Raw genomic sequence first — 18,623 nt, 5'->3', positions numbered from 1 at the left:
TTTGAATTTTCCTTTTTATTAAAAAACTCCAAACTCTAAACTGAAAACCGGCTACTAATTCTTAATTTAGCCCATATTTGTAAACATATGATGCTCATTAGATACATAACGCAAATAGGCAGATACTGCCTGATGCTTAGAGAAATTTTCATCAAACAAACCAAATGGTCTGTTATGAAAAAATTAATCTTCAAAGAAATAGACGACTTAATCATAGATTCCCTTGGAATCGTAGCCTTCATTTCTTTCTTTGTTGGAGGAGTTGTCGCGATTCAAACCGCACTAAATCTTACCAATCCCTTAATCCCGAAGTACCTTATTGGTTTTGCCACACGTCAATCGGTAATATTGGAGTTTGCTCCTACTTTTATCTCCGTGATTATGGCAGGAAAGATGGGGTCTTTTATCACTTCGAGCATCGGTACGATGCGCGTTACAGAACAAATCGACGCCCTGGAAGTGATGGGAGTTAACTCATTAAATTACTTGGTTTTCCCAAAAATCATCGCCTTGTTGCTGTATCCGTTTGTAATAGGAATCAGTATGTTTTTAGGGATTTTAGGAGGCTGGATGGCAGGAGTTTATGGTGGTTTTACTTCCAGTGCAGAATTTATTAATGGAGCCCAAATGGATTTCATTCCCTTTCATATTGTTTATGCTTTCCTGAAAACCTTAATTTTCGCAATGTTATTGGCAACCATACCCTCTTTTCACGGATATTACATGAAAGGTGGTGCGCTGGAAGTAGGTAAAGCCAGTACCGTTTCCTTTGTTTGGACATCGGTTTCTATAATATTATTCAATTATATACTAACGCAATTGTTACTGGGATCATGATAGAAATAAAAGATATAAAAAAATCATTTGGAGGCGTTATGATTCTCAAAGGCATTTCCACTGTTTTTGAAACTGGAAAAACGAATCTAATCATTGGGCAAAGTGGTTCCGGTAAAACGGTCCTACTAAAAAGTCTTTTAGGAATCCATACTCCAGAATCAGGTAAAATTTGTTTTGATGGCAGAGTATATTCTGAACTGGAACCGGATGAAAAAAGAGAACTGCGAACTGAAATCGGAATGGTTTTTCAAGGAAGCGCCTTATTCGATTCCATGACTGTTGAAGAAAACGTGGCATTCCCATTAAAGATGTTCACTAATGACAACAAAGCTAAAATCAAAGAACGAGTTGACTTTGTATTAGAAAGAGTGGCATTAACGGACGCTCATAATAAATTGCCTTCACAAATATCTGGAGGAATGCAAAAACGTGTCGCGATTGCCCGAGCGATTGTCAACAAGCCTAAATACTTGTTTTGTGACGAACCTAACTCTGGGTTAGACCCAAATACCGCTATATTAATCGATAATTTGATTAAAGAAATCACCGAAGAATATGATATCACTACCGTAATTAACACCCACGATATGAACTCCGTGATGGAAATTGGCGAGCGGATCTTATTTCTTAAAGATGGACTAAAGGCCTGGGAAGGAACCAAAGAAGAAATTTTCAGAACAGACAATCAAGCGGTCGTAGACTTTGTGTATTCTTCTAATTTATTCAAGAAAGTAAGAGAAGCGTATTTGAAGGAGTAAGTTTCTATCTTATAATAGAATCAGCGGTAAGAGTATTATGTTATAATAACATTTTTACTTTAAACTAACCTAGCAAAAGTTCTACCTCAGCATTTGGATTAAAAAGATACATTTTTCCAGAGCTCACTTCGAGACATTCAAAGCGTTTGGTTCTGATAGCTATTTTCTTAAAGACCTTTCCGTTGTCTATCCTGAAAACGCTACCGTAAGGAATCTCAAATATGTAGTTTTTATCATTTTGCGCGTCAAACTGCTTTAGTGCCAACGACAAAGTCGCATCCGTATCACTGCTGGCTGTTGGATTTTTAAAATGTCGTGCCAATAAAGGCAACAATTGACTTGGAAAAATCTCTGGCCGGATATAAGGAATCATCAACCGTTGAAAAGAATATTTCCATTCATTACCATGGGGCTTGATCTTTCTTCCAAATTTCTCAAAAGCAACCAAATGAGCAATCTCATGAATCAAGGTAATTAAAAACTTATATTTATTGAGACTTGAATTGACCGTTATCTCGTGTTTTCCGTTGATTCCTTTTCGATAATCTCCATGACGAGTTTGCCTCTCATTGACAATCTTAAGATGGACTTGATTGACAACGATGAGTTCAAAAACGGGTTTCACCGCGTGTTCTGGTATATATCTTGCTAAAGTTTCGCTCAAAATGAGTTAAGAATTATGTTTTTTTATTGAGCCTGTTGGCCCCAATCTTGTCATTTCGACGAAGGAGCAATCCCACAGTAAGAGTACTTAATGTGATTGCTCCTCTGTCGAAAATACAAACGATCTGTTTGATATTTGGCAATTTACTTCTATTGAATTATAACGTTAATAGCAACTATAACTTATAACTATTTTAAGGATTTGTAGACGACACCTGCAATACTTTTCCGTTGAAATATTTATTCCCCGTTAACGTAAAATCATAGATGTAGTCTGCCATTTCGTTTGCTTTGATTGGCGCTTGATAACCAGGAAAAGCTTCTTCTAACATTTCCGTTTGAACTGCACCCAAAGCCAATACATTAAATGAAATGCCTCTTTCTTTATATTCTTCGGCTAACAACTCTGACAAGGTGATCACCGCTCCTTTGCTAGAACTATATGCCGCAAGTCCGGGAAATTTCAAACTTCCTTGAATTCCTCCCATAGAGCTTATGGTAACGACATGACTTCCTTTTTGCAAGTACGGCAAACAGATACGCGTTAGATTAGCAACTGCAAAAACATTCACTTTATAGACATTTTCAAAATCCTGTTGTGTAATCTCCGCAAATGGTTTCGACAAGAAACTTCCTGCATTATGTACAATGGCATCTACCGTTTTCCATGATGTAGACAGTACATTTTCGACTTTCGCTAAATCGGACTCACTTGATAAATCAACTGAAATACAGCTGATATTTTCATGTTCTATAAGTATTCTTGGTGTTTTTCTAGAAATGGCCAACACTTGATATCCTGTATTAGCAAATTTCAATGCTAATTCATATCCTATTCCTCTACTTGTTCCCGTTATAATAATCTTTTTCATATAGCAAAAATAAACAAAAGCTTTAAAATATAAGTTTGGATCGCCTAAAACAATTTAATTCATGCGAATTTCTTGGCTAGGAGAATTTGCCATTTGAGTCACTGCCGGCAACATTTCCTGAATAAAAAGGGTCATATGCCCAATATCCATCGCTTTAAACTCATCAGACACATGATGGTAATAGTCAAAATTCTCAAAGTCAAAAGTGCTGACCGACTGACAAGGAACTTTAAAAACATCATAAAAAGAATAATTATCAGATCTGTAAAACAACCTATATTCGGCGGCTTTAGGCAAAAAACCAACACTGTTTTTACCGGTATATTGATTAATCTTCTCTCCCATATTTGATTTTTCAAAGCCGGTGAGATACGCGAGGTAATTTCTTTTCATTGGTACACCTATCATCTCAATATTGAATTGTGCATACAGATTGAAATTTTGCTTTTTTAGCTTTTTGGCTAAATGCTTAGACCCCAACAATCCTTTTTCTTCGCCTACAAAGAAAACGAAGAGTACACTTCTCTTATTTGATTTGGAAACGCTAAAGTATTTTGCCATTTCGGCTACGGCCGTTGTCCCCGAAGCATCATCATTTGCCCCATTATTTATAAAATCTCCATTAACACCGTCTTTTGCTAACCCAATATGATCATAATGACCACTAATCACTAAAAACTCTTTTTTTAGAATAGGATCCGTTCCTTCTATATAACCCACGACATTATATGCATTGCCTTTAAAATTAGTTATTGTATCGCGATAAGAGGAGAAATAGGGCTTTACATTATTATTCTTAAAAAATTGCTCTAAGTAATCTGCAGCTTTTTCCATTCCTTTTGTCCCAGTATCTCTTCCTTCTAATTCATCAGAAGAAAGGTATTTCAAAGTTGTAGCAACTTCACTTTCTTTGACTTTGTATAGAATTTCAATTGGCTTTTCTATTGTTTCAGCAACTGGGCTTGAAACCAGACTAGCATTGGGTTTACATCCTAAAAGAATAAACGGAAGTAGCATCATTACTTTTTTCATATTATAAATTTATGGCTTTCTAATGTATTTCTTAAAGACTTTATATCCTTGAAGACAAGCCAAAACTATGAAAAATAAGGGAAGTATTATAGCGAACAAGTATTTTGAGAAATGCGCTCCATTTTGAGCAATAGCATGTAAAAAGAAGACAAATCCCATCATTCCGGCAAAAGTCCCTGTTAATGTTCCGCCAACGTAATAAAACTGGAGTGTATTTGTAGTTTTAATGTAGTTTCCATTGACCAAGTACAAATTCCATCCCGTCCAAAATGGGACTTGCATAAAATTAATACCACTCAATAATAGCCCAACTAAAAAAGGAGAGTAAATCATATACTTTTCTAGATAATTAGGACTAGCTGCAGTTTGATTTGAATAAGAGTAAAATGAATACGCCAAAAACAATAAAAAGAAAATACCGAAAATATCAATTATCCGCATTAACTTGATATTGCGGACCAACCGATTTGCAAAAATAAGCGTTAAGTAAATTACGAAAGCTTCAACAAAAACAACACCTAACAAATACTGAACTAAGTTTTCAATTCCGAATTCACTATAAATTTGAAATCCAATAATATTCAAATATCCTAACGGAATCGAGCCTAGAAAGCTCACTAGAAAACCGACCAGAATATTCTTTATTGCCTTCATCTTATTAGAAATTTACAATTTTATTGCTTTGTTCGAGATGCATGCGGTATTCTTTCATACCTGCTTTATGTTCTAAATAAGGCACGCCATTCCTATTGTTCTCGACACTGATTTCATACATGTAAGTAATATGCCGCGCTAGTTCTTTCCAGGCAAAAAACAAAGAATGTCTTGGGTCATAGATATGTGTAGGTTCGCTTGCCGCACCATTTAATTCTACTACGGCGAAGTTTTTACCGTTTTCTAATTCTTCAAAAGTATTGTACATCACATCCATTCTCCCAAAAAAGAAGCCAGGAATTTGCAAACACATTTCATTGATAGTATCTTCCAACTTTTCAGTAATCCAGTGGCTTCCATCTATAAATTTTGCTCCTCTAGCATGATTACCATATGGCACAAGATTTAATTTTTCTCCTTTTGGTAAAACCTCCAAAAGGGTATTGCCATACTCTTTCTTCAGTACTTTTAACTGTAATTCGTACCGTGGATTCGCTTTTATCAATTCTTCAACTGTAGCAACCCCGTTTCCGGTAACAATAAGAAACTCCTTAGAAACGATACCTGTTATTTTACCTTTTTTTTCATTGGGATACCGAACATAAAATATGCCCACTTCATTTTGAAACGGAATCAAATCTTGCACTACAAAATCAAAATTTGCCTTTAATGCATATTGTTCTAAATCTTCTATCGTATTTATTTTCTTTACACCTGAACCTCGCAAACCTACGTCTGGCTTTGCAATGAAAGGATATCGTATATTCGATTGTTCGATTATTGCCTTAATTTCAACTACGGCAGTACCTTCTTTTATAAGTTCCGTTTTTGGGTAATATTGTTGCGGAATCAAATTATAAATTGCTTTTTTTGACTCCATAATAAATCCTCCGTTTTTGATCGTCGGATTAGATGCATTAAAGAAAAAAATGGATTTTGCTTTGACAGCATAAAAAGCCCAAAGAAAATAAATAGGAATATAGACAACCTGAAAAGGCCAATATTCCCAATGCGTCACCTTATGTAGTAGTAATTTCAATGTCGTAGATTAAATAGTGATAAATGAGGTACTGAAATCTTCTTCAGCAATCAAGTCATGATGCAATATGGTCACTTTATTTTTTTCGATTATAGACTGGGTAATACTCAAAGTTTTCAATTCACCATTTCTATTAATAACCAAGCCATTTTCTTGGTTTCCCTCTTCAGTATAGCGATGAAAACTATACATTTCAATCTCAGATAACGACTTGTTTCTTCCTAAAAAGGCTTGGAACAAACTAGTGCGTTTTTCTCTAATCTCCTTTGGATACAAAGTAGACGAAGACCAAATATGCTTTTCGTTTGGATCTAACTTTATGGCTTCTTTATCAGCTCCATTCCATCGAAGTTGAAAAAGTTCCTGATCTTGAAATAACACTATGGTAAAAGGTTCTATACGATCCAGATCAATTGTATTCCAATAATCCCGTGGCGATACATTACCAATAATATCTAAAACAATCAATCCACGGCTCTTTCTGTATTTCAATCCCATGACATGCTTTTCATCGGCTCCATTCAACAAAACGAGCACCGTACCATTTTCATCAACGACGTACCAAGTTCCTCCTGCTTTCGGGTCTTTGGGGTAAATAACGTTCTTGCCATTTACCGTATAGTTTTTTGGAGGTATTGCACTAGGTCTAATTAACTGTTCGTCCCGATTTGACGTAATGATAATCTTAGTATCGGTTTTTATAAAACTTACTGTGCACATTGCTTTCTATATTCAATAGTGGAACGTGCAACACCAAAATTTTCATTCACAAATATAGTTTCACTTTGTAAAACAGCCACCTTTATGAGCGCCTGATGATGAATACAATGTTCCAAGTTATAAAGTAATTCTCTAAAGTAGTTGCTTTCAATTCTGACTTCTTCGTTGTCAATAATTTGTTGCAACTCGATTTTTTTATTTTCTTTTTCCAATAAACTCTGAATAGCTAAAATTTGCGAAATTGCAAAAGCAGGATCTGTTTGAATTAGGATATTTCTTGGTCTTTTATCATAGTTTACAATCCCAGAGCAATAATTATTTTCGAGACATTGAAACATTTCGACAATATGTCTGGTATGTTCCCCAATGGTCGAATTACTTAACAGTTGACAAGGTTTAGAAAACTCGGTATTTGACATCTGCTTGAGTAGATCAATCAATTCGTTCAAACTATTTTTTATGGAAGGAATAAGCATCTTATATTTTTAATTTTAATAAATCGGTCATTTTATTCCTATTTTGATACACTAAAATAGAACAACAAAGAAAGGTAATTAATGCCAGCATAAAAAGTGTCCCTCCATCGTTTTGCACTTCAATTCCCAGAACAAAAACGTGTGACACAATAGCACCAAACATAACTCCAAGACCAAGTAACGCTCCTAACAATGTGGTCCTTGGAATTAGTATCAAAATAGAGGCAACTAATTCAATTATACCTGAACCAATGCGTCCATAAGGCTCCATTCCTAAAGTCTTAAAGATATAAATACTTTCGGCTGCTCCAGTAAATTTAAAATACAATGTTTGCACTAAAATCGCGGCAACAACGATACGCAATAACCAACTAAACAATGATGATTTCATAATGCTAGTTTATTGAATTATTTTTTTCCAATTTGAATCGGCCTTTAATATTAAATCCGACTGATTTTTGTTCCAGCTCTTTAAAGTATTCCTAAAAAAGGCATTATAAAACAAATACAATTTACCGTCAATAATTTTAAATGTCTCTGGATTCACTTCTACTTTTTCACCGGAATCACCCATGGCAAAAGCACACCAACCTCCGTATTGAGGTTCATAACTTAAAGGTGATTTTACAAAAGCGCTTTTATTCGACGCAGAAGAAAAATAATAAGTCACTCCCTCATATATTGAAGTCAATTCCTTTTTACCCTTTAAAGCTTTACCTTGTTTAAAATAAACAACCGGATCATATCCTTGTATAGCGACTTTTCTATCCAAATTAAATTGGTCTATTCTTTTACCTTCACTCTGTGAAAACCCATAAAAAGTAAACAATATACAAATGGCAAATAAAAGCTTTTTCATTACTCTTTATTTAAAGATTTCGCCGCCGCAACTAATAAATCATTAGAAATTCGGTGTTTATAATCAGGTGTAATGTGTTCAAAATCAATTTCCGCCTCTAGATTCACGATAAAAACAGACGGAATTGGTAGAAAAGTACTGTTCAACCCATCTGATCCTTTTGCCAAAATGGTCTTATAGTTTTCAGGAGCTTGAAAAGCGATACCCATTGCTTTTGCTAATTCTCCAGTACTGTCTGACAATAAAAGATAGTTTACCTTATCCTTTTCTTCAGTTGCTTTTAAGTTCTTTGGTGAGTCTGGACTAATGGCAATAATCTGATATCTTAAGTCCAATAATTCTTTTTCGGCTTCCGCCAATGCTGCCAAGTGAAGGTTACAATACGGACACCAGCCTCCGCGATAAAAAACCAAAACAGTTTTCTTTTTGCTGAAAAGCGTTTCTAAACTAACGGAACTATTGTCGATTGTTTTTAATGTGATATTCGGAATCTTTTCTCCAATCAATAATGGAGCTGCATCTGTAGCTGATTTTGGCAACTCATTTTGCGCATTTACCATTAATCCAATTGCTAATAAAACGAAGCTTAGTATTTTTTTCATGATTCTATAATTTTATATCACAAAGCTACTATTGAATTCTGAATTAAAATGTCGGCTAGATTACAATTCCCATAAAAAAATTATAATGCGGTAATATCTGCTATAACTATTTCTTTTCTATTGTAGAGCAACGTCCCTTTTGCTTCCATTTCGTTGAGCAATTGTGTCGCAGTTTGTCTTGAGGTACAAATGATTTGGGCAATATCATTTTGTGTTAGATAATTTTCAATAATCACTTTCTTTCCTATTTGCGTTCCTTCTTTCTCTGCCCAATCTTTTAGGAACAAAACCAATCTAGTTTTAGCATCCTTCGAAATTAAATTGGAATAACTGTTCTTGATTCGCTTCATTTTGAGTCCTACAATTTTAGTATAGGACAACGCTAAACCAGGATTCTTTAATAATACATCCTCAAAATCAGAAAGCAGAAAACTGCAAATAGCAACATCATCAGAAAGTACTTTAGCATATTCATTGCTTTCGCCATCTGCTTCTAAAGTAAGTTCCCCAAATAAATCTCCTTTTTTAATAATGTCTTTAATTGTTTCATTACCGGCTTCATCAACAGCCACGATTTTAATATTCCCTTTTTTCAACACAAAAATCCTTGGCACATCCGAAGAGGAAAAGTAAATAATCTCCCCTTTTTTTGCTTCTTTAAACCCCATGATGATGCACAACTGCTTCATTTGTTTAAAACTTAAAGTTCTAAACAATTTATGATCTCGTAAATACCAATATTTTAAATCTTCATCCATGAAAGCCTGCTTTACGGTAAATGTAGCGTTATTTTACAACTAAAAAACCATTAAGAGGTTAAGCGTCATTAAGTAATTTACTACTTAATTTCTTAATCCCTTAATGGTTTAAATTATTTTGAATATTTATTTCGAATGCTAGGAAACCAATGTTCTCGAAATCACAATGCGTTGTATTTCTGAAGTTCCCTCATATATTTGGGTGATTTTAGCATCACGCATCATACGCTCTACATGATATTCTGCTACATACCCATTACCACCATGAATTTGAACCGCTTCAATTGTGGTATCCATCGCCGTTTGAGAAGCAAATAATTTTGCCATAGCACCAGATTGAGAAATATCCATTCCTTGATCTTTTTCAGCAGCTGCTTTAAGACATAACATTTTGGCAGCCATGATTTGAGTCGCCATATCAGCTAATTTAAATGCAATAGCTTGATGTTTGAAAATTTCTTTTCCAAAAGCTTTACGCTCTTGCGAATATTTCAATGCTAACTCATAAGATCCAGTTGCTATCCCTAATGCCTGAGAAGCGATACCAATTCTACCACCATTTAATACGGCCATAGCAAATGCAAAACCAAAACCATCAGCTCCAATTCTATTTTCCTTTGGAACCTTAACATCCGAAAACATTAAAGAATGTGTGTCAGACCCACGAATTCCCATTTTCTTTTCTTTTATTCCAATATCAAAACCAGCCCAACCTTTTTCAACAATAAAAGCATTAATTCCTTTATGTCCTTTTTCGATATCTGTTTGCGCAATTACGATATAAGTAGACGCTGAAGAACCGTTAGTAATCCAGTTTTTAGTACCATTCATTAAATAATGGTCTCCTTTATCAATAGCTGTTGTTTTTTGAGAAGTTGCATCAGATCCCGCTTCTGGCTCTGACAAGCAAAAAGCACCAATTACTTCTCCTTTAGCAAGAGGAACTAAATATTTCATTTTTTGTTCTTCGTTACAGTACTTTTCTAATCCTGCGCAAACTAATGAGTTATTCACAGACATTATAACTGCTGCAGAAGCATCAATTTTAGCTATTTCAGTAATTGCCAAAACATAAGAAATACTATCTAATCCAGAACCACCATATTTAGGATCAACCATCATACCCATAAACCCAAGCTCAGCCATTTTTTTGACTTGCTCTGTTGGGAATTTTGAGAATTCGTCTCTTTCAATTACTCCAGGCAACAATTCGCTTTGAGCAAAATCTCTAGCGGCTTGTTGAATCATTAACTGCTCTTCTGTTAGATTAAAATCCATAACTGTATTTCTTTTTATTTATTTGGTTAATTCTAGCGCCAAAATACGTTGTTCACAACATCGAATTTAAAATCCAAATCCGGAATTGTTTTATATTGCATTTTTGCTTTTAGAATAGACGATTGTTATATGTTGCTTAATTTACCTTGCTTTTTGTTTAAAAAAAGTAGTCAAAGATACTTTTTTCTTGTGAAATTATCAATTTTGATTTGTAATTTTGGACGATGAAAGAAGAATACTATAACGTTATCGGTGTGATGTCGGGAACTTCTCTTGACGGAGTTGATTTAGCGCATATTCAATTTAGCATAAAAGGCGAGAAATGGACCTTCAATATTCTTGAAAGTGAGACTATTCCGTACAGTTCAATCTGGGTAAACACACTAAAAACAGCAGTAGACTTTTCTGAATTTGATCTAAAACAATTAAATCTGGACTATACTTCTTTACTTGCTTCCATTATTTCTGATTTCATATCTCTCCATAAAATAGAGAATCTTGATGCCGTTTGCTCGCATGGTCACACTATATTGCACCAACCCGAAAAAGCCATTACACTTCAAATTGGGAATTTACCAGAAATCTCAGACTTAATTAATCAAACCGTAGTATGCGATTTCAGAGTACAGGATGTCAATTTAGGAGGACAAGGCGCTCCACTAGTACCCATAGGTGATCGCATTCTATTTCCGGAATATGATTATTGCATGAATTTAGGTGGTTTTTCAAATGTATCGTTCGAAGAAAAAAGGAGCCGCATTGCCTTTGATATTTCACCGGTAAACACAGTTTTGAATTTCTATTCTAATCAGTTGGGATTCGATTATGATGATAAGGGTCAAATTTCTGCAACCGGACTAATTAATAATTCCTTGTTGAACGAGTTGAATAATCTCGAGTTTTACCAACAAAAATATCCTAAATCTCTGGGTTTTGAATTTGTAAAAGAAACAGTTTTACCACTTATAGAAAGGTTCGAAATTGACATTACTGACAAAATGAGAACCTTTACAGAACATGTTGCGATGCAAATTGCAATAGCATTACCTAATAAAGAAGGAACTATTTTAATAACTGGCGGCGGAGCATACAATGACTTTCTTATCGAGCGAATCCAATTTCACTTACCTACCATCAAAATCATAATTCCTGAAAACAAAATTCTGGAATTCAAAGAAGCAGTTATTTTTGCGTTATTGGGCGTTCTAAAATTACGTGGCCAAAACAATGTATTGTCTAGTGTAACAGGCGCTGAAACTGATCATAGCAGCGGATATATCTATAAACCAAAATAATATCTGAAATACACAATTCTCATTATACTATTTTTTATATTTGTCAAAATTAAACATATCGCAATAAATGAAAGATTTATTAAAGAAATACGAAAATAAAGAGCCTGAAATCATTTTTAATTGGAAAGATGTTGAAACTGACGCTGAAGGCTGGACCGTTATCAACTCTCTTCGTGGTGGTGCTGCCGGCGGTGGAACAAGAATGAGAAAAGGATTAGACATGAACGAAGTTTTGTCTCTAGCAAAAACAATGGAAGTAAAATTTACGGTTTCTGGTCCTGCTATTGGCGGAGCCAAATCTGGAATTAATTTCGACCCAAACGATCCTAGGAAAAAAGGCGTTTTACAACGTTGGTACAAAGCGGTATCTCCATTATTGAAAAGTTATTATGGAACGGGTGGTGATTTAAACGTGGATGAAATCCATGAAGTTATCCCTATGACAGAAGAATGTGGTGTTTGGCACCCGCAAGAAGGAGTGTTTAACGGTCACTTCAAACCTACAGAAGCAGACAAAATTAACCGAATAGGTCAATTGCGTCAAGGTGTGGTTAAAGTAATCGAAAACCCAAAATTCTCTCCAGACGTTTCTAGAAAATATACCATTGCAGATATGATTACCGGTTACGGAGTTGCTGAAGCAGTGCGTCATTATTATGCCATTTATGGAGGTGACGTGAAAGGCAAGAAAGCTATTGTACAAGGTTTTGGAAATGTAGGTTCAGCTGCTGCTTTCTATTTGGCTGAAATGGGAGCAAAAGTAATTGGTATAATCGACAGAGATGGAGGTTTAATAAATGAAGATGGTTTTACTTTCGAAGAAATAAAAGCATTATTCCTTGCCAAAGACGGAAACAAACTGGTTGCCGAAAACATGATTCCTTTTGAAGAAATCAATGAAAAAATATGGACAATAGGTGCTGAAATTTTTACTCCTTGTGCTGCTTCAAGATTAGTTGCTCAATCTCAAATTGACAGTCTAATCGCTAATGGACTTGAAGTAATTTCTTGTGGTGCTAATGTTCCTTTTGCCGACAAAGAAATCTTTTTTGGCCCGATAATGGAAGATGTAGATCACAAAGTAAGTTTGATTCCTGACTTTATTTCAAACTGCGGTATGGCTCGTGTATTTGCTTACTTCATGGAGAAAAAAGTACAAATGACCGATGAGGCTATTTTCCAAGACACCTCAGAAATTATCAAAAAAGCAATTGAAAAAGCACATGCTTTAAATAGCGAAAAAACTAACATCAGCGCTACCGCTTTTGAAATCGCTTTGAAACAGTTAGTGTAAGTACATAATAAATTAAAAAACTTTCATTCTGTTTAGTTTGAAAGAATACTATTAGATCAGTTCGATGAAAACGTCCAAAAGCGAATTCGTCGAACTGATTTTTTTTGCACTACACTTCATATCCCTTTTTTAACGCTCTATTCCCCTCCTACTTTTTTAATATTTGTTTAGTATATTAATCTAAAAAAGTAACAATTTTTATAATATATTAGCGTTTCCATAATAAAGAAAACTTCTATGAGTATATTGTTACAAGCAGATACCCTATCTGTTGCACAAGAAAATTTAGCCGATACGGTTCCAGTTGAAAAAACGTTATCCATTATCGAATTGCTAACAAGCGGAGGATTAGCAGGTAACATCATCATGGCCTCGCTATTTCTAATGTTTTTTGTCGCACTTTATTTATATTTTGAGCGCTTAATGGCAATTAATGCTGCCTCAAAAATCGACACTAATTTCATGGGACAAATCAGAGAAAATATTAGAAACGGTCGCATTGACAATGCAAAAATAGCATGTGCCCATTCCAATTCTCCTGTTGCCAGATTAATTGAGAAAGGAATTTCAAGAATTGGCAAGCCTCTTGATGATATCAACACGGCAATTGAAAATGCTGGAAAACTTGAAATTTACAAACTTGAAAAAAATGTAAGTATGCTAGCTACCATTTCTGGAGCTGGTCCTATGACTGGTTTCTTAGGAACAGTAGTAGGGATGATTCAAGCTTTTCACAAGATGGCAAGTTCTGGCGGACAAATAGAAGTTGGTGCACTATCTGAAGGAATTTACACTGCAATGACAACAACTGTGGTTGGTTTAGTAGTTGGAATTATAGCTTACGTAGGATACAACCATTTGGTTGTAAAAACAGATAAAATTGTTCACCAGATGGAAGCGAATGCAGTTGACTTTTTAGACTTATTAAACGACCCAGCATAATTATGAATTTAAGAGGAAGAAATAAAGTTAGTGCAGAATTCAATATGTCGTCTATGACCGATATTGTTTTCCTATTGCTGATATTCTTTATGCTTACATCAACTATGGTAACCACCAATGCTTTAGATTTGGTGCTACCAAAAGCAAAAGGAAAAACAGACAGTAATAAAAACATCGCAGTAAGTATCAATAAAAAACTAGAGTTTTTCATTGATAAAGAACCAGTTTCAGAAGCTGAATTGGAATCAAAATTGTTATCCTTATTTACGGCTGATAAGGAGAAGGCAATCATTTTAAGAGCTGAAGAAGGGGTACCAATTGAGAAAGCCGTCAATGTTTTGGATATTGCAAACCGAAATCAAATCAAAGTTGTTTTAGCAGTAAGACCTAAATAACAACACCCGTCCTTTAAAAAAAGAGCTATTCTACATGAAATATTTAGAAACAGAAGAAGAAAAAAAATCATTTGCAATCACATCAATCATTTTTGTGATTCTACTTGTTTTGTTCTTTTATTTAGGATTAACGTCTTTAGACCCACCTCCTGAAAATGGAATTGCAATAAACTTTGGAACAACTGAATTTGGATCCGGAGAGATACAGCCCACAGAACCTATTCAATCAGCACCAATAGCAACTGCAGCGAAACAAGCGGCATCAAGTAACGACGATATTCTTTCGCAAGATATTGAAGAAGCTGTTGTGATGAAGCAAACAAAAAAAATACAACCTTCAAAAGAAACAGCCAAAGAAGAGGTTAAACCAAAACCGAAAGAAAACCCACAACCCTCAAAAAGTACTTCTGATGCGCTTTCAAGTATCTTAAACGGACCCAAATCAGACGGAAAAGCAAAAGGCGGAGAAGGAAATGATAATGTTGCGGGAGACAAAGGAAGCTTAAATGGCGATCCTTATGCTAACAGTTATTACGGATCCGGAAGCGGTACCGGAAATGGTAGCGGATGGGGCTTAAACGGACGAAGCATCGCCTCAAGAGGGAAAGAAGTACAGAAATGCAATGAATTTGGCACTGTCGTTGTGCAAATAACAGTAAATAGAAGCGGAAATGTTATTGCTGCCAAATATACTAAAGGCACAACTAATACTAATCCCTGTCTAGTAGAACCAGCATTGGCAACGGCCAGAAAATACAAATGGCAACCCGATTCCAATGCACCGGAAACTCAAATTGGTTTTATTACCGTTAATTTCAAATTAGGAGAATAGCTTTTTTTGATATTTAAACAGCAATTTATAAAATCACCATAAGCACTTTCAATATTTTTACATTAAAAAAAACAGCAATCTAATACGATTTTAAGAGTCCATAAAACTTAAACTCTTAATAATTTTAAAAAGCATTTTCTCTTTACTGTTTTAAAAGTGTCTTCATACGAATACAACCAATACTAAAATAAAATGAACTATCAAGAAACGACGGATTGGATGTTTAACCAACTCCCAATGTATCAGCTTCAGGGTGCCTCTGCCTATAAAAAGGATTTGACAAACACGCACCTACTGATCAATCATCTTGGCAATCCCCATAAAGAATTAAAATGCGTTCACGTTGCCGGGACAAATGGTAAAGGCTCGACATCTCATATGTTAGCATCGGTACTTCAGGAAGCAGGCTACAAAGTGGGCTTATATACGTCTCCGCACCTTAAAGATTTCAGGGAACGTATTAAAATAAATGGCGCAGATATAACAGAAGGATTTGTTTGTACTTTTATAAATGAAAACAAACCTTTTTTTGAATCGAATGACATCAGTTTTTTCGAAATGAGCGTTGGAATGGCGTTTGATTACTTTGCAAAAGAGAAAGTAGATATCGCTATTATCGAAGTCGGAATGGGTGGCCGATTAGACGCAACAAACATCATCACTCCCTTAGTATCAATAATTACAAATATTGGCTTAGATCACACACAGTTCCTTGGAAATACTATTAAAGCGATAGCTGGCGAAAAAGCGGGAATCATAAAGCCAAATATCCCGGTCGTCATTGGAGAATACACCACCGAAACTAAGACTGTTTTTTTGGCTAAAGCCAAAGAAAACAACTCAGAAATCTATTTTGCCTCCGACTTGATTTTAGAAAATTATCCATCAGATTTAATAGGCGACTACCAAATTCACAATAAAAAATCAGTTTTGCAGACTATTGCAATACTAAACTCACTCCCGGAATTCACCATTACTGAAGGCAATATTAAAACTGGACTTCTAAACGTGGTAAAAAACACTGGGCTTCAAGGAAGATGGCAGCAACTGGGCGAATCGCCAAAAGTAATTTGCGATACCGCACACAATAAACACGGACTAGAGATTGTCTTGAATCAAATTCAAAAAGAACAATTTAATAAATTACACATCGTTTTAGGTGTGGTCAATGATAAAGACTTGGATCAAATCTTACCTCTGTTCCCAAAAAATGCGATTTATTACTTTGCAAAGCCAAATAATCCACGTGGATTAGATGCGACAATTTTAGCAGACAAATCAAGCCAACATGGCTTAACAGGAACAGTATTTAATTCAATTACAACAGCTTACCAAAATGCATTGAAAGCAGCCGAAGACACTGACTTGATATACATTGGCGGCAGTACCTTTGTGGTTGCAGAAATTTTATAATTTTTTTTATTTTTTGCTTGTTTATTCAAAAAACAGCCTTATATTTGCACTCGCAATAAGGAAATGAAAATTATCGAATTGCATTAGGGCGATTAGCTCAGCTGGTTCAGAGCACCTCGTTTACACCGAGGGGGTCGGGGGTTCGAACCCCTCATCGCCCACAAAACTTCTCAAGAAATTGAGGAGTTTTTTTTTGCTTTTTTTTGAAAGAATCAATTAATTACAACTTATAAAAAAACCGATTATATCATTCTAAATACAATCAGTTTTTTTACTCGAACTTCATCCTAACTTTATCATGAAAAGTACTTAAACCTAAAAAGCTAACTTAATAAATTAACGTCTGAATAGCGTGTGGTAAAATAAAAACTTCGGTGGCTTTTGCACCAATGCATAAATTATACTTCAGCTTTTCATTTGTTTTATTCATAACAACAGTCACTACTTTCCCATCTTGGTTCAAGAAAGAGGTTGTTAGCAATTGGCTTCTACTAGATACACTACTAATTCTTTTAGCCTTTTCACCAATAAATTTAGAAAAATGTCCAATTACATAATAAGAAGGAGTATAAATTAAGCCTCCCGTTCTTGTATCACCATGAAGAGGTGCAAAACAAAAATTCCCTACATGGTTAGGCCCACCATTTTGATCCAAAAGAACATTCCAATCTGTCCATCCTACAGTACCGTTATTAAAATCATGAATCATTGATTCACCATATCGTTCCCCATTAGCCCATCGTTGTAGTTTAGAATAATCAAATTTCTCTACACATCCTTCAGTAAAAAGTAAATTTTTATCTGGGTACATCTCATGAACTTTCCCAACAGTTTCAAACATGGAATCTCCTCCACTCCAGCTTTCGTACCAATGAAAACCAATTCCCCAAACATACTTACTAGCTTCTGGATCATCCAGAATAGTAGTTGCTCTTTGTGAAAGCAAGTCTCTATTGTGATCCCAAACCGTTAGTTTTTTATCACCAAATCCAGATTTTTGTAGCGTGGGTCCTAGATAATTTTTTACAAAATCACGTTCTTCTTCAGCTGTATATATACATGATTCCCAAGTTTGTTTTGCCATTGGTTCGTTTTGAACAGTTAAACCCCATATCGGGATCCCTTCCTTCTCATAACTTTCGATAAATTTCACATAATAATTTGCCCATGCCTGGTAAAACTCTGGTAATAATTTCCCTCCTTGTAGCATGTTCTTCGTATCTTTCATAAAAGCAGGCGGGCTCCACGGACTGGCATAAACAGTTACCTTACCACCTGCGGTTGCGATTGCTTTTTTCATTAATGGAATCCTGAATTCTCTATCATGAGCAATACTAAAACTTTTTAACGCAGCATCGCCTTCATTGATATAAGTATAACTTCCTGAGCTAAAATCACAACTGTGTATATTGGTTCTAATTATGGAATACCCAATTCCTTTATCCTTATCGTAGTAAGCCTTTAAAAACTCTTCCTGACTTTTCTTAGATAATTTTGCAAAAACTTCAGCACTAGCATCAGTAATTGCCCCGCCAATACCTAAATAGGTTTGAAATGTTTTCTTTGGGTTCACAAAAACACATAGCTGTGTTTCAAGTGGCTGTTTTAGATCTTTGAATTGTAAGTTTACGTCTGTTTTTGTTAATCGGAAATCTGTATTATCTGCCGATGTATAAACAGTTACATTCCTGCCATCGACAGAAAACGACGCCGCTTCAATTTGTTTTTTTTGCGAAGAACAAGCAAAAAGAGTAACTGCTAACAATGCTACTATCGAATTTTTTTTCATTCTTATTTTTTTATATTATTTTACCAAATGTAAATTCGTATAGACTCTCCTTCTACAAAGAAACCAAATAATTAAAAAACATTGTCACAACACTCCTAAAACAATCTACGAAGAC

At 35.0% G+C, this 18,623-nt stretch carries 21 protein-coding genes and 1 tRNA gene; 9 read left to right on the top strand and 13 right to left on the bottom strand.

What is annotated here, in order from left to right:
* The first annotated feature begins 87 nt into the window (after positions 1–87).
* Both BLV35_RS13820 and BLV35_RS13815 read left to right on the top strand, forming a co-directional pair.
* Positions 88–837 (top strand): MlaE family ABC transporter permease, encoded by a 750-nt coding sequence (locus tag BLV35_RS13820; RefSeq protein ID WP_091091481.1) that lies wholly within the window; start codon positions 88–90, stop codon positions 835–837.
* Positions 834–1,595, top strand: coding sequence for an ABC transporter ATP-binding protein (locus BLV35_RS13815; protein WP_091091478.1), 762 nt, complete (start codon positions 834–836; stop codon positions 1,593–1,595). The genes BLV35_RS13820 and BLV35_RS13815 overlap by 4 nt, the downstream gene beginning before the upstream one ends.
* 64 nt (positions 1,596–1,659) lie before the next feature.
* Here BLV35_RS13815 and BLV35_RS13810 read toward each other — a convergent pair whose 3' ends face one another.
* The 12 genes from BLV35_RS13810 to BLV35_RS13755 all read right to left on the bottom strand — a co-directional run bounded on the left by BLV35_RS13810 (position 1,660) and on the right by BLV35_RS13755 (position 10,548).
* The gene (locus BLV35_RS13810; RefSeq protein ID WP_091091475.1) at positions 1,660–2,259 is read right to left on the bottom strand and encodes a SprT-like domain-containing protein; all 600 of its coding nucleotides are present in this window, start codon (positions 2,257–2,259) and stop codon (positions 1,660–1,662) included.
* Positions 2,260–2,452: 193 nt separating this feature from the next.
* Positions 2,453–3,130, bottom strand: a complete 678-nt coding sequence (locus BLV35_RS13805; RefSeq protein WP_091091472.1) for an SDR family NAD(P)-dependent oxidoreductase — start codon at positions 3,128–3,130, stop codon at positions 2,453–2,455.
* A 54-nt stretch (positions 3,131–3,184) separates the two neighbouring features.
* Positions 3,185–4,162 carry a M28 family peptidase gene (locus tag BLV35_RS13800; protein WP_091091469.1) on the bottom strand — a complete coding sequence of 326 codons (978 nt, stop codon included), beginning with the start codon at positions 4,160–4,162 and terminating at the stop codon, positions 3,185–3,187.
* Between the two features lie 9 nt (positions 4,163–4,171).
* Positions 4,172–4,816: a hypothetical protein gene (locus tag BLV35_RS13795; protein WP_091091466.1), complete on the bottom strand. Its 645-nt coding sequence runs from the start codon at positions 4,814–4,816 to the stop codon at positions 4,172–4,174.
* 4 nt (positions 4,817–4,820) lie between these two features.
* On the bottom strand, positions 4,821–5,855 hold the full coding sequence (locus BLV35_RS13790) for an ATP-grasp domain-containing protein (RefSeq protein WP_176980626.1): 1,035 nt from the start codon (positions 5,853–5,855) through the stop codon (positions 4,821–4,823).
* Positions 5,856–5,864: 9 nt separating this feature from the next.
* Positions 5,865–6,575, bottom strand: a complete 711-nt coding sequence (locus BLV35_RS13785; RefSeq protein WP_091091457.1) for an NRDE family protein — start codon at positions 6,573–6,575, stop codon at positions 5,865–5,867.
* Positions 6,563–7,051, bottom strand: coding sequence for a hypothetical protein (locus tag BLV35_RS13780; protein ID WP_091091454.1), 489 nt, complete (start codon positions 7,049–7,051; stop codon positions 6,563–6,565). Before BLV35_RS13780 ends, BLV35_RS13785 begins: the two co-directional genes overlap by 13 nt.
* Position 7,052: 1 nt before the next feature.
* The gene (locus tag BLV35_RS13775; protein ID WP_091091450.1) at positions 7,053–7,442 is read right to left on the bottom strand and encodes a DoxX family protein; all 390 of its coding nucleotides are present in this window, start codon (positions 7,440–7,442) and stop codon (positions 7,053–7,055) included.
* A 9-nt stretch (positions 7,443–7,451) separates the two neighbouring features.
* Positions 7,452–7,910, bottom strand: coding sequence for a YHS domain-containing (seleno)protein (locus BLV35_RS13770; protein WP_091091446.1), 459 nt, complete (start codon positions 7,908–7,910; stop codon positions 7,452–7,454).
* A complete protein-coding gene (locus BLV35_RS13765) occupies positions 7,910–8,512 on the bottom strand; it encodes a peroxiredoxin-like family protein (RefSeq protein WP_091091442.1) in 603 nt (200 codons plus the stop codon). The genes BLV35_RS13770 and BLV35_RS13765 overlap by 1 nt, the downstream gene beginning before the upstream one ends.
* 80 nt (positions 8,513–8,592) lie before the next feature.
* Entirely contained in the window at positions 8,593–9,270 is a 678-nt protein-coding gene (locus BLV35_RS13760) for a Crp/Fnr family transcriptional regulator (protein WP_091091439.1), read from the bottom strand.
* Positions 9,271–9,408: 138 nt separating this feature from the next.
* Positions 9,409–10,548 (bottom strand): acyl-CoA dehydrogenase family protein, encoded by a 1,140-nt coding sequence (locus tag BLV35_RS13755; RefSeq protein WP_091091436.1) that lies wholly within the window; start codon positions 10,546–10,548, stop codon positions 9,409–9,411.
* Positions 10,549–10,772: 224 nt separating this feature from the next.
* Here BLV35_RS13755 and BLV35_RS13750 point away from each other — a divergent pair, with 224 nt between their 5' ends.
* From BLV35_RS13750 to BLV35_RS13720, 7 genes are all read left to right on the top strand, one after another.
* Complete coding sequence (locus BLV35_RS13750; protein ID WP_091091430.1) at positions 10,773–11,843, top strand: anhydro-N-acetylmuramic acid kinase; 1,071 nt, start codon at positions 10,773–10,775, stop codon at positions 11,841–11,843.
* Positions 11,844–11,910: 67 nt separating this feature from the next.
* Positions 11,911–13,137 carry a Glu/Leu/Phe/Val dehydrogenase dimerization domain-containing protein gene (locus BLV35_RS13745; RefSeq protein ID WP_091091426.1) on the top strand — a complete coding sequence of 409 codons (1,227 nt, stop codon included), beginning with the start codon at positions 11,911–11,913 and terminating at the stop codon, positions 13,135–13,137.
* 237 nt (positions 13,138–13,374) lie between these two features.
* On the top strand, positions 13,375–14,079 hold the full coding sequence (locus tag BLV35_RS13740; RefSeq protein WP_091091423.1) for a MotA/TolQ/ExbB proton channel family protein: 705 nt from the start codon (positions 13,375–13,377) through the stop codon (positions 14,077–14,079).
* Between the two features lie 2 nt (positions 14,080–14,081).
* Positions 14,082–14,474: an ExbD/TolR family protein gene (locus BLV35_RS13735; RefSeq protein ID WP_091091420.1), complete on the top strand. Its 393-nt coding sequence runs from the start codon at positions 14,082–14,084 to the stop codon at positions 14,472–14,474.
* Between the two features lie 34 nt (positions 14,475–14,508).
* Positions 14,509–15,306 (top strand): energy transducer TonB, encoded by a 798-nt coding sequence (locus tag BLV35_RS13730; protein ID WP_091091417.1) that lies wholly within the window; start codon positions 14,509–14,511, stop codon positions 15,304–15,306.
* Between the two features lie 192 nt (positions 15,307–15,498).
* Positions 15,499–16,719 (top strand): bifunctional folylpolyglutamate synthase/dihydrofolate synthase, encoded by a 1,221-nt coding sequence (locus BLV35_RS13725; RefSeq protein WP_091091413.1) that lies wholly within the window; start codon positions 15,499–15,501, stop codon positions 16,717–16,719.
* Positions 16,720–16,805: 86 nt separating this feature from the next.
* Positions 16,806–16,880, top strand: a tRNA-Val gene (locus BLV35_RS13720).
* 167 nt (positions 16,881–17,047) lie between these two features.
* Here BLV35_RS13720 and BLV35_RS13715 read toward each other — a convergent pair.
* On the bottom strand, positions 17,048–18,508 hold the full coding sequence (locus BLV35_RS13715) for a glycoside hydrolase family 30 protein (RefSeq protein ID WP_091091409.1): 1,461 nt from the start codon (positions 18,506–18,508) through the stop codon (positions 17,048–17,050).
* Positions 18,509–18,623: the final 115 nt, after the last annotated feature.

The organism is Flavobacterium gillisiae (genome assembly GCF_900107635.1).
Taxonomy (GTDB): domain Bacteria; phylum Bacteroidota; class Bacteroidia; order Flavobacteriales; family Flavobacteriaceae; genus Flavobacterium; species Flavobacterium gillisiae.
The sequence above is the reverse complement of the archived record's forward strand: the minus strand, read 5'-3'. Positions and strand labels throughout refer to the sequence as shown.

What these genes read in the sequence shown, in the direction of transcription:
- BLV35_RS13785 (WP_091091457.1), bottom strand. Translation starts at nt 6,575, where the DNA reads ATGTGCACAGTAAGTTTTATAAAAACCGATACTAAGATTATCATTACG.
- BLV35_RS13780 (WP_091091454.1), bottom strand. Translation starts at nt 7,051, where the DNA reads ATGCTTATTCCTTCCATAAAAAATAGTTTGAACGAATTGATTGATCTA.
- BLV35_RS13805 (WP_091091472.1), bottom strand. Translation starts at nt 3,130, where the DNA reads ATGAAAAAGATTATTATAACGGGAACAAGTAGAGGAATAGGATATGAA.
- BLV35_RS13775 (WP_091091450.1), bottom strand. Translation starts at nt 7,442, where the DNA reads ATGAAATCATCATTGTTTAGTTGGTTATTGCGTATCGTTGTTGCCGCG.
- BLV35_RS13735 (WP_091091420.1), top strand. Translation starts at nt 14,082, where the DNA reads ATGAATTTAAGAGGAAGAAATAAAGTTAGTGCAGAATTCAATATGTCG.
- BLV35_RS13770 (WP_091091446.1), bottom strand. Translation starts at nt 7,910, where the DNA reads ATGAAAAAGCTTTTATTTGCCATTTGTATATTGTTTACTTTTTATGGG.
- BLV35_RS13815 (WP_091091478.1), top strand. Translation starts at nt 834, where the DNA reads ATGATAGAAATAAAAGATATAAAAAAATCATTTGGAGGCGTTATGATT.
- BLV35_RS13725 (WP_091091413.1), top strand. Translation starts at nt 15,499, where the DNA reads ATGAACTATCAAGAAACGACGGATTGGATGTTTAACCAACTCCCAATG.
- BLV35_RS13750 (WP_091091430.1), top strand. Translation starts at nt 10,773, where the DNA reads ATGAAAGAAGAATACTATAACGTTATCGGTGTGATGTCGGGAACTTCT.
- BLV35_RS13760 (WP_091091439.1), bottom strand. Translation starts at nt 9,270, where the DNA reads ATGGATGAAGATTTAAAATATTGGTATTTACGAGATCATAAATTGTTT.
- BLV35_RS13730 (WP_091091417.1), top strand. Translation starts at nt 14,509, where the DNA reads ATGAAATATTTAGAAACAGAAGAAGAAAAAAAATCATTTGCAATCACA.
- BLV35_RS13795 (WP_091091466.1), bottom strand. Translation starts at nt 4,816, where the DNA reads ATGAAGGCAATAAAGAATATTCTGGTCGGTTTTCTAGTGAGCTTTCTA.
- BLV35_RS13765 (WP_091091442.1), bottom strand. Translation starts at nt 8,512, where the DNA reads ATGAAAAAAATACTAAGCTTCGTTTTATTAGCAATTGGATTAATGGTA.
- BLV35_RS13745 (WP_091091426.1), top strand. Translation starts at nt 11,911, where the DNA reads ATGAAAGATTTATTAAAGAAATACGAAAATAAAGAGCCTGAAATCATT.
- BLV35_RS13740 (WP_091091423.1), top strand. Translation starts at nt 13,375, where the DNA reads ATGAGTATATTGTTACAAGCAGATACCCTATCTGTTGCACAAGAAAAT.
- BLV35_RS13820 (WP_091091481.1), top strand. Translation starts at nt 88, where the DNA reads ATGATGCTCATTAGATACATAACGCAAATAGGCAGATACTGCCTGATG.
- BLV35_RS13800 (WP_091091469.1), bottom strand. Translation starts at nt 4,162, where the DNA reads ATGAAAAAAGTAATGATGCTACTTCCGTTTATTCTTTTAGGATGTAAA.
- BLV35_RS13715 (WP_091091409.1), bottom strand. Translation starts at nt 18,508, where the DNA reads ATGAAAAAAAATTCGATAGTAGCATTGTTAGCAGTTACTCTTTTTGCT.
- BLV35_RS13755 (WP_091091436.1), bottom strand. Translation starts at nt 10,548, where the DNA reads ATGGATTTTAATCTAACAGAAGAGCAGTTAATGATTCAACAAGCCGCT.